The organism is Caulobacter sp. BK020 (assembly GCF_004342605.1).
Taxonomy (GTDB): Bacteria; Pseudomonadota; Alphaproteobacteria; order Caulobacterales; family Caulobacteraceae; genus Caulobacter.
In genome coordinates, this window is the sequence record NZ_SLZL01000017.1 from 38184 (window position 1) to 51851 (window position 13668).

Annotated in this window: 10 protein-coding genes and 1 tRNA gene; 8 read left to right on the plus strand and 3 right to left on the minus strand. The window is 67.8% G+C overall.

Annotation, left to right across the window (positions count from 1 at the left end; all coding sequences use genetic code 11):
- Positions 1-60 precede the first annotated feature (60 nt).
- Together gltB and EV278_RS18560 are read right to left on the minus strand one after the other, a co-directional pair.
- Positions 61-4590 carry a glutamate synthase large subunit gene (gene gltB, locus EV278_RS18555; RefSeq protein ID WP_132094812.1) on the minus strand — a complete coding sequence of 1510 codons (4530 nt, stop codon included), beginning with the start codon at positions 4588-4590 and terminating at the stop codon, positions 61-63.
- Between the two features lie 134 nt (positions 4591-4724).
- Complete coding sequence (locus EV278_RS18560; protein ID WP_132094814.1) at positions 4725-6170, minus strand: NAD(P)-dependent oxidoreductase; 1446 nt, start codon at positions 6168-6170, stop codon at positions 4725-4727.
- A 415-nt stretch (positions 6171-6585) separates the two neighbouring features.
- Between EV278_RS18560 and EV278_RS18565 the strand changes: the two genes are divergently transcribed.
- The 3 genes from EV278_RS18565 to EV278_RS18575 all read left to right on the plus strand — a co-directional run bounded on the left by EV278_RS18565 (position 6586) and on the right by EV278_RS18575 (position 9356).
- Positions 6586-8082 (plus strand): phosphomannomutase/phosphoglucomutase, encoded by a 1497-nt coding sequence (locus EV278_RS18565; protein ID WP_132094816.1) that lies wholly within the window; start codon positions 6586-6588, stop codon positions 8080-8082.
- A gap of 220 nt (positions 8083-8302) precedes the next feature.
- Positions 8303-9112: an undecaprenyl-diphosphate phosphatase gene (locus EV278_RS18570; RefSeq protein ID WP_132094818.1), complete on the plus strand. Its 810-nt coding sequence runs from the start codon at positions 8303-8305 to the stop codon at positions 9110-9112.
- Between the two features lie 4 nt (positions 9113-9116).
- Positions 9117-9356 (plus strand): hypothetical protein, encoded by a 240-nt coding sequence (locus EV278_RS18575; protein ID WP_132094820.1) that lies wholly within the window; start codon positions 9117-9119, stop codon positions 9354-9356.
- 170 nt (positions 9357-9526) lie between these two features.
- On the opposite strand, the gene EV278_RS18580 is transcribed toward EV278_RS18575, so the two are convergent.
- A complete protein-coding gene (locus EV278_RS18580) occupies positions 9527-10483 on the minus strand; it encodes a complex I NDUFA9 subunit family protein (protein ID WP_132094822.1) in 957 nt (318 codons plus the stop codon).
- Between the two features lie 144 nt (positions 10484-10627).
- Between EV278_RS18580 and EV278_RS18585 the strand changes: the two genes are divergently transcribed.
- The 5 genes from EV278_RS18585 (at position 10628) to lptB (ending at position 13626) form a co-directional block, all read left to right on the plus strand.
- A tRNA-Leu gene (locus EV278_RS18585) sits at positions 10628-10714 on the plus strand.
- A 238-nt stretch (positions 10715-10952) separates the two neighbouring features.
- Positions 10953-11570, plus strand: coding sequence for a ribonuclease D (locus EV278_RS18590; RefSeq protein ID WP_132094824.1), 618 nt, complete (start codon positions 10953-10955; stop codon positions 11568-11570).
- 11 nt (positions 11571-11581) lie between these two features.
- Positions 11582-12238: an LPS export ABC transporter periplasmic protein LptC gene (lptC, locus tag EV278_RS18595; protein ID WP_132094826.1), complete on the plus strand. Its 657-nt coding sequence runs from the start codon at positions 11582-11584 to the stop codon at positions 12236-12238.
- Positions 12239-12255: 17 nt separating this feature from the next.
- Entirely contained in the window at positions 12256-12849 is a 594-nt protein-coding gene (locus tag EV278_RS18600; RefSeq protein ID WP_132094828.1) for an LptA/OstA family protein, read from the plus strand.
- Between the two features lie 18 nt (positions 12850-12867).
- On the plus strand, positions 12868-13626 hold the full coding sequence (gene lptB, locus EV278_RS18605; RefSeq protein WP_132094928.1) for an LPS export ABC transporter ATP-binding protein: 759 nt from the start codon (positions 12868-12870) through the stop codon (positions 13624-13626).
- Positions 13627-13668 lie beyond the last annotated feature (42 nt).

The following is a 13668-nucleotide window of genomic DNA, read 5'->3' on the forward strand; positions in this document are numbered from 1 at the left end:
AGCGATGCGAAAACAAAAACCTAGAGCAAATCGTGCGATTCCTATATCGCGCGATTTGCTCTAGGCCCGCTCGTGGACCGCCTCTTCCGCCGCCAGGGGCTGCGGAAGCCGCGAGACCATCTCCTTGGGGCAGACCTGCCAGAACAGGTCGCGCACCCGGTCCCAGTCGCGCAGCAGGCTCTCGGCGAACGCCGAATCCGTCTCGCGGGCGTGTTCGGCCACCAGCGAGCGCAGCACGCCTTCCCAGTAGGGCGAGGCCAGACGCTGGACCAGGATGCTCTCCGGATTGACCTGGCTCTCGAACCGGCCGTGCTGGTCGAGGACGAAGGCCATGCCGCCGGTCATGCCGGCCCCGAAGTTGCCGCCCGTCGGGCCCAGGATCACCACCTGGCCGCCGGTCATGTATTCGCAGCCGTTGGCGCCGCAGCCCTCGACCACCGTGGTGGCGCCCGAGTTGCGGACCGCGAAGCGCTCGCCGGCCTGGCCTGCGGCGAACAGCCGGCCGGAGGTGGCTCCGAACAGCACGGTGTTGCCGATCAGCGTGTTGGTCTCCGGCGCGGCCAGGCCGCGGGCCGGCTTGATCACGATCGTCGCGCCCGACAGGCCCTTGCCGACATAGTCGTTGGCCTCGCCGGTCAGCTCGATGCGCAGGCCCTGGACCGCGAAGGCCCCCAGGCTCTGGCCGGCCGAGCCCTTGAGCTGGACGGTCAGGTGGCCGGCGGGCAGGCCCTTCATGCCGAACTTGCGCACGATGTGGCTGGAGGTGCGCGAGCCGATCGACCGGGCGGTGCTGCGGACCGTATAGGTCAGCTGCATCTTCTCGCCGCGCTCGAGCAGGGGCGCGGCGTCGCGGACGATCTGGGCGTCCAGGGTGTCGGGCACGGCGTTGCGGCCGCCCTCGACGGTGCAGTAGGGCTTGTTCTGGCCAGGATCGGCGCGGACCAGCAGCGGGTTCAGGTCCAGGTCGTCCAGGTGCTCGCCGCCGCGGCTGACCTGGGCCAGCAGGTCGGTGCGGCCGACGATCTCCTGCAGGCTCCTGAAACCCAGGCCGGCCAGGATCTCGCGGACCTCTTCAGCCACGAAGCTGAACAGGTTGATGACCTTTTCCGGCGTGCCGGTGAACTTGGCGCGCAGGGCCTCGTCCTGGGTGCAGACCCCCACGGGACAGGTGTTGGAATGGCACTGGCGCACCATGATGCAGCCCATGGCCACCAGGGACGCCGTGCCGATGCCGAACTCCTCCGCACCCAGCATGGCGGCGATGACCACGTCGCGGCCGGTGCGGATGCCGCCGTCCGTGCGCAGCACCACCGAATGGCGCAGGTTGTTCAGGGTCAACACCTGGTTGGCTTCCGACAGGCCCATTTCCCACGGACCGCCGGCGTACTTGACCGAGGTCTGGGACGAGGCGCCGGTGCCGCCGACATTGCCGGCCACCAGGATCACGTCGGCCTTGGCCTTGGCCACGCCGGCCGCGATCGCGCCGATGCCGGTGGCGGCGACCAGCTTCACCGTGACCCGGGCGATCGGGTTGATCTGCTTCAGGTCATAGATGAGCTGGGCCAGGTCCTCGATCGAATAGATGTCATGGTGCGGCGGCGGGCTGATCAGCATCACCCCGGGCGTGGCGTGGCGCAGCCGCGCGATCATCTCGGTGACCTTGAAGCCGGGCAGCTGGCCGCCCTCGCCGGGCTTGGCGCCCTGGGCGACCTTGATCTCGATCTCGCGGCACTGGTTCAGATATTCGGCGGTGACGCCGAACCGGCCCGAGGCCACCTGCTTGATGGCGCTGTTGGGGTTGTCGCCGTTCGGCAGGGGCTTGTAGCGGGCGGAGTCCTCGCCGCCCTCGCCCGACACCGACTTGGCGCCGATCCGGTTCATGGCGATGTTCAGCACGCCATGCGCCTCGGGGCCCAGAGCGCCCAGGCTCATGCCGGGCGTCACGAAGCGCTTGCGGATCTCGTTGACGCTCTCGACGTCGTCGGTCGAGATCGGGTTGCGGTCCGAGCGCCAGTCGAGCAGGTCGCGCAGCTGGATCGGCTTTTGCGTGCGCAGGCCGTTGGACCAGCGGCGGTACAGCTCGAAGTCGCCGGTGTCGCAGGCGCTCTGCAGGGTGTGGATCAGCCGCGCCTCGAAGGCGTGGGCCTCGCCGGAACGCCGCAGCTTGTAGAGACCGCCGACCGGCAGGGTCACGGCCGGCTCGCCCCAGGCCTTGCGGTGCAGCTCGACCGCCTTGCTCTCCAGGCCGGCCAGGCCGATGCCCGAAATGCGCGACGGCATGCCGGGGAAGAACTCGGCCGCCAGGGCGCGCGACAGGCCGACAGCTTCGAAGTTGTAGCCGCCGCGGTACGAGGAGATGACGCTGATGCCCATCTTGGAGATGATCTTCAGCAGGCCGCCCTCGATGGCCGTCTTGAAGTTGATGCAGACGTCGCGCAGCGACTTGTCGCCGACCAGGCCGCGCTCCAGGCGGTCCTGGAAGCTTTCCTGGGCGAGGTAGGCATTGACCGCCGTGGCGCCGACGCCGACCAGCACCGCGAAATAGTGGGTGTCCAGGCACTCGGCCGAGCGGACGATGATCGAGACGTACGACCGCAGGCCCTTGGCGACCAGGTGGGCGTGGACGCCGCCGGTGGCCAGGATCATCGGCAGGGCGACGCGCTCGGCGTCGCTGCCCTCGTCGGTCAGGACGATGGCGCCGCAGCCGCGCAGCACCGCGTCCTCGGCCTCGGCCCGGATGCGGTCGAGATTGGCCCGCAGGGCGTCGCCCGGACGCGCCTCAGGCGCCGGCAGCGGCATGGTGCAGTCGATGACGGCGACATTCTTCTGACCCAGCAGGCCATGGATGCGCTCGTACATGCCGGTGGTCAGGACCGGGCTTTCCAGCACATAGACGTCCGCCTGGGCGGCGTCCTGGGCCAGGATGTTGCCCAGGTTCTTGAACCGGGTCTTCAGGCTCATCACGCCCGTCTCCCGCAGGGGGTCGATCGGCGGGTTGGTCACCTGGCTGAAGTTCTGGCGGAAGAAGTGGCTGAGCGGCCGGTACTTTTCCGACAGCACGGCCAGGGGCGCGTCGTCGCCCATCGAGCCGACGGCTTCCTTGCCCTCCTCGACCATCGGGGCCAGGACCATTTCCAGGTCCTCCAGCGAGAAGCCGGCGGCCGCCTGGCGGCGGGTCAGCTCCTCGCGGCCGTACTTGCGCGGCTCGGGGCCGGGGCCGATCTCCTTTTCGAGATCGACCATGTTGCCCAGCCAGTCGGTATAGGGGTGGCGGCCGGCCAGCTCGTCGATGATCGCGTCCTCGCCGTAGAGCTTGCCCTCGCCCAGGTCGATGGCGATCATCCGGCCCGGCGAGATCGCCAGCTTGCGGGTGATGCGGCTTTCCTCGACGCCGCACATGCCCGCTTCAGAGCCCATGATCACCAGGCCGTCGTCGGTATAGGCGACGCGCAGCGGACGCAGGCCCGAGCGGTCCTTGCCGGCCACCACCCAGCGGCCGTCGGTGGCGCACAGGGCGGCCGGGCCGTCCCACGGCTCCATCACCGCGTTGCAATAGCTGTAGAGGGCCTTGTGCGAGGCCTTCATGTGCGGGCCGTTGGCCTCCGGCACCAGCAGGGTCTTGGCCATCGGCGCGTCGCGGCCGGCCCGGACCAGCACCTCGAAGGTGTTGTCCAGGTTGGCCGAGTCCGACCCGCCCGGCTGGATCACCGGCTTCACGTCGTCCCCGAACTCGCCGAAGGCGTCGGCCGCCATCTTGATCTCGTGGGATTTCATCCAGTTGATGTTGCCCTTGATGGTGTTGATCTCACCATTGTGGGCCAGCATCCGGAACGGCTGGGCCAGGCGCCATTGCGGGAAGGTGTTGGTCGAATAGCGCTGGTGGAAGATCGCCACCGCCGCGGCGAAGCGCTCGTCCTTGAGGTCCGGATAGAACTCGTCGATGTGCTCGGCCAGGAACATGCCCTTGTAGATCAGGGACTTGGCCGAGAACGAGCAGATGTAGAAGTCGCTGATGTTCTGGGCGTGAACGCGCTTTTCGATGCGCTTGCGGCACAGGAACAGGGCGCGCTCCAGCGCCTCGCCCTCCAGGCCGGCCGGGGCGGCCAGCATGATCTGCTCGATTTCCGGACGGGTGGCGTTGGCCTTCTCGCCGATCACCGAGGTGTCGACCGGCACCTGGCGCCAGCCATAGATATAGAAGCCGAAGCGCAGGGCCTCGGCCTCGACGATCGTGCGGCAGGCCTCCTGAGCGCCCAGGTCGGTGCGCGGCAGGAAGACCTGGCCGACGGCGATCGGGCCCTGGCGCAGGGCGTGGCCGGTGCGGCGCACCTGGTCGACGAAGAAGTCCTGCGGGACGCTGACCAGCACGCCGGCGCCGTCACCGGTCTTGCCGTCGGCGTCGACCGCGCCGCGGTGCCACAGGGCCTTCAGGGCCTTAATCGCCAGCTCGACGACCTCGCGGCGCGGCTGGCCGTCGATGGCGCAGACCAGGCCGACGCCGCACGCGTCGCGCTCGGTCGAGGGGTCGTAGGCGTGGCCGTCGATCAGGGCCTGGCGGTTCTTCAGATAGAGGTCGATGTCTTGGGCCATGGCGGCCTCCCAGAAGGGTGTCTTTGGTCCGCCCTCGTCCTTCGACAAGCTCAGGATGAGGGCTACTGAAGCGTCACTGGCAGTCTGATTTCCTCATCCTGAGCTTGTCGAAGGACGAGGAAATCAGCCGGCACTTACTCCGCCGCGATCGAAATCGCGGAGGCTTTGGTCATCAGGTAGCGGTGCATGGCGTCGGCGGCGTCGCGGCCGTCCTTGATCGCCCACACCACCAGGGAGGCGCCGCGCACGATGTCGCCGGCCGCGAACACGCCGTCCAGGTTGGTCATCTGGTGGCGGACATCGGCCTTGACCGTGCCCCAGCGGGTGGTCTTCAGGTCCGGCGCCGACCACAGCTGCGGCAAGTTCTCGGGCTCGAAGCCCAGGGCCTTGACCACCAGCTGGGCGGGACGGTCGAAGTCGCCGCCGTCGATCTCTTCCGGGGTCTGACGGCCCGAGGCGTCCGGGGCGCCCAGGCGCATGCGGATGGCGCGCACGCCGGTGACGGCGTCGGCGTCGCCCTGCAGGGCGCGCGGGGCGGCCAGCCACTCGAAGGTGACCCCCTCCTCCTCGGCGTTGGCCACTTCGCGCAGCGAGCCGGGCATGTTGGCCTTGTCGCGGCGATAGAGGCAGGTGACCGAGGTCGCGCCCTGGCGGACGGCGGTGCGCACGCAGTCCATGGCGGTGTCGCCGCCGCCGACCACGACCACGTCCTTGCCCTCGGCGTTCAGCTGGCCGCTGTCATAGGCCGGGACGTCGTCGCCCAGCGTCTTCCTGTTGGAGGCGATCAGGTAGTCCAGGGCCGGCACGACGCCCTGCGAGCCCGAGCCCGGGGCGGTCAGGTCGCGCGCGGCGTAGACGCCGACGGCGATCAGCACCGCGTCATGCTGGTCGCGCAGCTGCTGCAGGGTGGCGTCGCGGCCGACCTCGAAGCCCAGCTTGAACACCACGCCGCCGTCGGCCAGGCGCCGGGTGCGGCGCTCGACCACGTCCTTTTCCAGCTTGAAACCGGGAATGCCGTAGATCAGCAGGCCGCCGGCCCGGTCGTGGCGGTCATAGACGGTGACCGCATAGCCTTCCTCGCGCAGCCGCTCGGCGGCGGCCAGGCCGGCCGGGCCGGCGCCGATGATCCCCACCGACTGGCCGCGATCGGCCTTGGCGACCAGGGGCTTCACCCAGCCCATCTCCCAGGCCTTGTCGGTCAGGTAGCGCTCGACCGAGCCGATGGTCACGGTGCCGTGGCCCGACTGCTCAATCACGCAGTTGCCCTCGCACAGCCGGTCCTGAGGGCAGATTCTGCCGCAGACCTCCGGCATGGAATTGGTGGCCTGCGACAGCTCGTAGGCTTCCTGAATCCGGCCCTCGGCGGTCATCCGCAGCCAGTCGGGGATGTTGTTGTGCAGCGGGCAGTGGGTCTGGCAGAACGGCACGCCGCATTGCGAGCAACGCGAGGCCTGCTCGGTGGCCTTGGCGTCGATGAAGTCGGCGTAGATCTCGTGGAAGTCGCCATTCCGCTCAGCCGCCGAACGCTTTTCGGGCGTCTTGCGGGCGACAGTCGTGAATTTCAGCATGCGCTCGGCCATGCGACTTCCCTCGTCCCTGCTGCCAGGGAAAAATTTGCGTGCGAAGGGCTAATACGGACTCTTGGCGGCAAGAAGAATGCGTCAGTCAAAAAGGTAGACAAATATATCCGCGGCGCCCGTGGGGCCATTGAGAGCGACTCGCAGATCGGCGGACTATTGGTCTGATAAGTTGACGATCAGAGTATGGCGCTTGTGGCGGGGCGTTTCTCGTCCGATGGGATGCCATCCGTTCCGACCGGGGCGACACAGGGCCGCACGGACATGTCCGGCGAACAGGTAAACCGTCACGAGGCTTGGATAATCATCGCCGGACCGCGTCCGCGCCTTGCGCTTGGCAAATCAGCGTGAGTCCTCGATTGTGCCGGCCGCGACACCCTGGCCCCGGCCCGCTCCTTCAACAGCTGAAATGTGATTGATGTTCTCCAAGCCTCGCACCGATCTCGTTCCCAATACCGCCGCCTATGAGAATGACCCCCTGGTCAAGGCCACGGGTTTCCGGGAATACGACGCCCGCTGGCTGTTCGGGCCGGAGATCAACCTGCTGGGCGTCCAGGCCCTGGGCCTGGGCCTGGGGACCTACATCCACGAGCTGGGCCAGTCGCGGATCGTGGTCGGCCACGACTTCCGCGGCTATTCGCTGTCGATCAAGCAGGCGCTGACCCTGGGCCTGCTGGCCGCCGGCTGCGAGGTGCACGACATCGGCCTGGCGCTGTCGCCCACCGCCTATTTCGCCCAGTTCGACCTGGACATCCCCTGCGTGGCCATGGTCACCGCCAGCCACAACGAGAACGGCTGGACCGGGGTGAAGATGGGCGCCCAGAAGCCCCTGACCTTCGGCCCCGACGAGATGGGCCGGCTCAAGGAAATCGTGCTGTCGGGCGCGTTCGTCGAACGCGACGGCGGCAAGCTGATCCGCGTCGAGGGCGAGGCCGAGCGCTATCTGGCCGACGTCGCCAAGCGCGCCCAGGTCACCCGGCCGCTAAAGGTGATCGCCGCCTGCGGCAACGGCACGGCCGGCGCCTTCGCGGTCGACGGTCTGCAGCGGATGGGCGTCTCGGACGTCATCGGCATGGACGTCGAGCTGGACTATACCTTCCCCAAGTACAATCCGAATCCGGAAGACGCCGAGATGCTGCACGCGATGGCCCACGCCGTTCGCGAGCACGGCGCCGACCTGGCCTTCGGCTTCGACGGCGACGGCGACCGTTGCGGCGTGGTCGATGACGAGGGCGAGGAGATCTTCGCCGACAAGATCGGCCTGATGCTGGCCCGCGACCTGGCCCCGCTGAACCCCGGCGCGACGTTCGTGGTCGACGTCAAGTCGACCGGCCTCTACGCCACCGACCCGATCCTGGCCGCTCACGGCTGCAAGGTGGTCTACTGGAAGACAGGCCACAGCTACATCAAGCGCAAGAGCGCCGAGCTGGGCGCCCTGGCCGGCTTCGAGAAGAGCGGCCACTTCTTCATGAACGGCGATCTGGGCTACGGCTACGACTGCGGCCTGACCGCGGCCGCGGCCATCCTGGCCATGCTGGACCGCAATCCGGGCGTGAAGCTGTCGGACATGCGCAAGGCCCTGCCCGTGGCCTTCACCTCCCTGACCATGAGCCCGCACTGCGGCGATGAGGTGAAGTACGGCGTGGTCGCCGACGTGGTGAAGGAATATGAGGACCTGTTCGCCGCCGGCGGCTCGATCCTGGGGCGGAAGATCACCGAGGTGATCACCGTCAACGGCGTGCGCGTGCACCTGGAGGACGGCTCGTGGGTGCTGGTCCGCGCCTCGTCCAACAAGCCCGAGATCGTCGTGGTGGTCGAAAGCACGCGGTCGGAGGACGACATGCGGGCCCTGTTCCGCCAGGAGGTCAAGCCGCGCCTGGGCGACCGGGTCGGCAAGTACAACCAGGAAATCTGATTTCGCCGCGCGCCGCCCGCTTTTCAGGCGGGCGACGACGGGCGGACGAACGATCGACACGAAATCGGGGCAGGACGGCCTTGGGGGACCATCAAGGCCGTCTCCGCGGTTCCGCGGCGCGGCCACGCGGATACACCCGCTGTTATCCGGCCAGGCGCACGCCCCGGCCGGGGCTTTTGTACGGCCGCGCCCGGAAGCCCGGCCCTTGAGAGGACTGACGATGCCGGATTGGCTGATCGCGATCGTGCTGGGCCTGGTCGAGGGCCTGACCGAATTCATTCCCGTCTCATCGACGGGCCACCTGCTGCTGACCAAGATCGCCCTGGGCCTGACCGACCCGACCTGGGACACCTTCATCGTCCTGATCCAGCTGGGCGCGGTGCTGGCGGTGGTCGCGGTCTATTTCCAGCGCCTGTGGCAGGTGGTGGTCGGCCTGCCGACCAGGCCCGAAGCGCGCCGCTTCGCGCTCAGCGTGATCATCGGCTGCATCCCCGCCTTCGCCGCCGGCCTGCTGCTGCACGGGGTGATCAAGCACTTCTTCGAGAACCCGTTCCTGCCGCAGGTGATCTGCGTGTCGCTGATCGTCGGCGGTTTCCTGCTGCTGTGGGTCGACCGCTCCAAGCTGCCGGTGCGCGAGGAGGACGGCATGGCGCTCAGCCTGAAGACCGCCTTCCTGATCGGCCTGTTCCAGTGCCTGTCGCTGGTTCCCGGCGTGTCACGCTCGGGCTCGACCATCGTCGGCTCGATGCTGCTGGGCGTCGAGCGCAAGGCCGCGGCCGAGTTCAGCTTCTTCATGGCCATCCCGATCATGGTCGGGGCCTTCGCCCTGGACCTGCTCAAGAGCTACAAGGACATCGACCCCAGCCACGCCGGCACGATCGCCATCGGCTTCGTGGTGTCGTTCCTGTCGGGCCTGGTGGTGGTCAAGACGATGATCGCCTTCATCGGCAAGCGCGGCTTCACCCCGTTCGCCTGGTGGCGGATCGTGGTGGGGGTGATCGGCCTGGGCCTGATCTACATGCCGAAGTGATGTCGTGAAGGCCTTTCGATCTTTCACGGACAAGGACATCGAGGATTACTTCGTCGCGACGGATCAGGCCGTGAAGTTCCTGGCGGCTGTCGCGTCTGGAGATCGGCGAACGGTCGCCAAGCTCCTGAGCAAGGCTACCCAAGACAAGACTGGCCAGTTCGGCGTCGAGCTGGCGGATTCCTACATCGCGGATGTCGAGTTTATCGCCAGCCTCAAACACCGCGTCGACTTGGCTCGCGACTAGCGATCCCTCCCCCCTTGCGGGAGAGGGTGACCCGGAGGGCCGGGTGAGGGGTCGATAAACGCAAAAGCCGCGACCGGCCTTTCGGCTTGTCGCGGCTTTCATTTTTGAGAGACCCCTCATCCGTCGGCTTCGCCGACACCTTTTCCCGCAAGGGGAGAAGGGCCTGAGTCCTAGAACGCCCCGGCTGGGACCTCGGCGTACTGGCCGCCCTTGCGGTAGCGGTAGAGGTAGGACGGAACCACCGCCTCGACGGCGGTCGGGACGACGCCGGCCTCGGCCAGGCCCGGCAGGCCGTGGTTGGCGACGTTGTCGGCCTTCAACGTCTCGACCTGGTCGGAGGTCAGCGGCGGATTGATCGGCGACAGGTCGCCGACCTTGCCGATCAGGCCGGCCGCGAAGAACGGGATCGGGGCCAGGACGCGGTTGCGGCCGGTCTCGCGCAGGATCAGTTCCATCAGCGCCTTGAAGCTGTAGACGGCCGGGCCGCCCAGCTCGTAGGTCAGGCCCTCGGCCGCCGGGCTGGCGACGGCCTTGGCCACCACCTGGGCCACGTCGCCGACATAGACCGGCTGGAACTTGGTCTCGCCGCCGCCGATCAGCGGCAGGGCGGGGAACAGGGCGGCCATCTGGCCGAACTTGTTGAAGAACTTGTCCTCGGCCCCGAACATGACCGACGGGCGGATCATCACCGCGCCCGGGAAGGCGGCGCGGACGGCCGCCTCGCCCTGGGCCTTGGTGCGCTGGTACTTCGAGGACGATTCGGCGTCAGCGCCGAGGGCCGAGACCTGCACCAGACGCTTGGCGCCGGCGGCCCGGGCCTGCTCGGCGACGGTCTTGGCGCCCATCACGTGCAGGGTCTGGAAGGTCTGCCGGCCGCTTTCCCACAGGACGCCGACCAGGTTGACCACCGCCTCGGCGCCGTCGACGGCGCGCGCCACCGACGGGGCGTTGCGGATGTTGGCCTGCACCACCTCGATCTGGCCGACATCGCCCAGCATCCGCATGCGGTAGGCCAGGTTGGGATTGCGCACCGCCACCCGCACGCGATGGCCCGCCTTGGCGAGCGCCCGTACGACCTGGCCGCCGACGAAGCCGGAGCCGCCGAACACCGTGACCAGACCTTGCATAATCAACCTCGTCCTAAACCCGTGAGCCGGGGGATAGACGACCGCGAGCCCAATCGCAACGAAATGCGCAACTAAGCGATTGACGCGGTCAAAACCTTTGCATAAACGTCCCGGCCTCGCGGCGGTCCACGGATCGCTTCGCAGGCCCAGGTGGCGGAATTGGTAGACGCGCTGGCTTCAGGTGCCAGTGACTGAAAGGTCGTGGAGGTTCGAGTCCTCTCCTGGGCACCACCCCCTACCAACCTTCGGAAGAAGGTCGGGGTGGCGCCGAAAGTGTTCGGGCTTCGGCCGGGCTTCCCAGGTTTCCAGACATTGAAAGCTCCGCAAGCTCAACCAAGGGCTGGCGATGGTCGTGACCAGCGGATAGATATCCTGTTCATCCGGCCTATAGTGTCGGCGCACCATATTTAAGGCGTGTCGGAATTCGCAACGTCCCGTGCGACGAGACCGAGGCGCGGAGACGTTAGACTTGGCCAACTTCCTGCATGAAGGCGACCTTCCGGACGGCGCGTTCGCCGGCGCCACCGCGGTCGCCATCGATTCCGAGACCATGGGCCTGCGCCTGGGCCGCGATCCGCTGTGCGTGGTCCAGCTGTCGTCGGGCGACGGCGACGCCCACGTGGTGCGCCTGGACCGCTCGACCTATGACGCGCCCAACCTCAAGCGCCTGCTGACCGATCCGTCCGTGGTGAAGCTTTTTCACTTCGGCCGCTTCGATATCGCCATGTTCCTGCTGCACCTGGGCGTCATGACCGCCCCCGTGTACTGCACCAAGATCGCCAGCAAGCTGGCCCGCACCTATACCGACCGCCACGGCCTGAAGGACGTGACGCGCGAGCTGGTCGGCGTCGAGCTGTCGAAGGTCCAGCAGAGCTCGGACTGGGGGGCGGCGACGCTGTCGCCCGAACAGGTGGCCTATGCGGCGTCCGACGTGCTGCATCTGCATGCCCTGCGCGAGCGTTTGGACGCCATGCTGGTCCGCGAGGGCCGCATGGCCTTGGCGAAGGCCGCGTTCGACTATCTTCCCCACCGCGCCGCCCTCGACCTGGCCGGCTGGGAAGACGTCGACATCTTCGCGCACAGCTGAAGGCTGGAGGCATGACCACCCTGGAGGCGGATCGGGCGGGATTCAGGCGGGACTTGCGCCGCTGGCGCCGTCGCTCGCGCCGCGTCAAGCTGGCGCGCGTGGTCCTGCCGATCGCCATGCTCGCCACCCTGGCGACGGTCGGCGGCCAGGTGGCCTGGCGCTCGTTCACCGCTGGCGACCGCCGGCCGTCCGAGAGCAAGGCGCAGATCCGCATGGTCACGCCGCGCTTCTACGGCCAGTCCAGCGACGGGCGGCCGTTCATCATCACCGCCCGCTCGGCGGTGCGCGACGAAAACGACCTCAAGCGGGTGTTCCTGGACGCCCCGACCCTGACCCTGGGCGTGGGCAGCCCCGCCCCGACCCGCTCGACCGCCGACCGCGGCGTCTATCGCGAGGACACCCTGAAGCTGCAGCTTTATGGCAATGTCCGCATGGACGACGGAGCCGGCTATCGCTTCGCCTCGGACGAGGCCATGGTCGATACGCGCAACGGCAACACGACCGGCGAAACCGAGCTGCAAGGCGAAGGTCCTACTGGACAGGTGCAATCCAACGCCTACTCCGTATATGACAAGGGCGACCGCATCATCTTCCGGGGCGGCGTCAGGACACGAATCGACCGGAAGACGGGCCAAGCGGTCCCGGTGCAAGGGACGGCTTCCGAATAGACATGAGGACCTGGTTGATGAATCGATGGATGGCGCCGACGGCGATCGCCCTCAGCCTGTTGAGCGGCCCGGCCCTCCTGGTCGGCTTCGGAAGCGCGGCGACGGCTCAGACGCCGGCCGCCAGCGGCAACAATTCCAGCGCGCCGGTGGACATCTCCGCCGACGAGCAGGAGGTCATCAACAGCCAGTGCAAGACGATCTTCCGGGGCGCCGTCGAGGTGCTGCAGGACAAGGCCCGGATGCGGGCGGCGACCATGACCGTCTACAATCGCCGCAAGACGCCGGGCAAGACCTCCTCGCCCACCGGCAACAACGACTGCGGCGACGTCGACCGCGTCGAGGCCGACGGCAACGTCTTCTACGTGACGCCCGAGCAGACCGTGCGCGGCGACCACGCCGTCTACACCTATGACAACGACACCATCGTGGTGACCGGCGACGTGGTGGCCGTCCAGGGCCAGGACGTGGCCCGCGGCGACCGCATGACGATCAAGACCAAGACCAATGACGTGAAGATGGAATCCAACGCCACGGGTCGCGGCAAGACGCGTGTGCGGGCGGTGCTCTATCCCGACCAGAACAAAGACAAGAAGCCCGCCGGCAAGCCGTAGGACCCCATGGCGTTTTCGATGCAATCCCTGGGCGTCAACCGCGACGCGGCCTCCGAAGGCCTGTTCGTCGACGCCGTCGGCAAGTCGTTCGGCGACCGTCCCGTCGTCAAGAGCGTCTCCCTGCGCCTCAAGCGCGGCGAGGTCGCGGGGCTGCTGGGCCCCAACGGCGCCGGCAAGACCACCTGTTTCTACATGATCACCGGCCTGGTCGCCGCCGACTACGGCTCAATCTATCTGGACGGCGAGGACATCACCAGCCAGCCGATGTTCCAGCGCGCCCGCATGGGCGTGGGCTACCTGCCGCAGGAGGCCTCGATCTTCCGCGGCATGACGGTCGAGCAGAACGTCATGGCCGTGGTCGAGATGCGCCAGAAGAACCAGCGCAAGGCGCGCGAACACGTCACCGAGATCCTGGAAGAGCTGCGCATCACCCACATCCGCAAGTCGCCGGCCGTGGCCCTGTCGGGCGGCGAGCGCCGCCGGGTGGAAATCGCCCGCGCCCTGGCCAGCGAGCCGTCGTTCATGCTGCTGGACGAGCCGTTCGCCGGCATCGACCCGCTGGCGATCTCCGACATCCGCGAAGTGGTCAGCTATCTGAAGAACCGCGGCATCGGCATCCTAATCACCGACCACAACGTCCGCGAGACGCTGCAGATGGTCGACCGGGCCTCGATCATCCACGCCGGCGAGGTCCTGTTCGAAGGTTCGCCGCAGGAGATCGTCGACAATCCCGAGGTCCGCCGCGTCTATCTGGGCGACAGCTTCGACGAGCGCTGAAGGCGGCCGGCGGCGAATTTTTAATCGCCCGGCGCCGCAGGC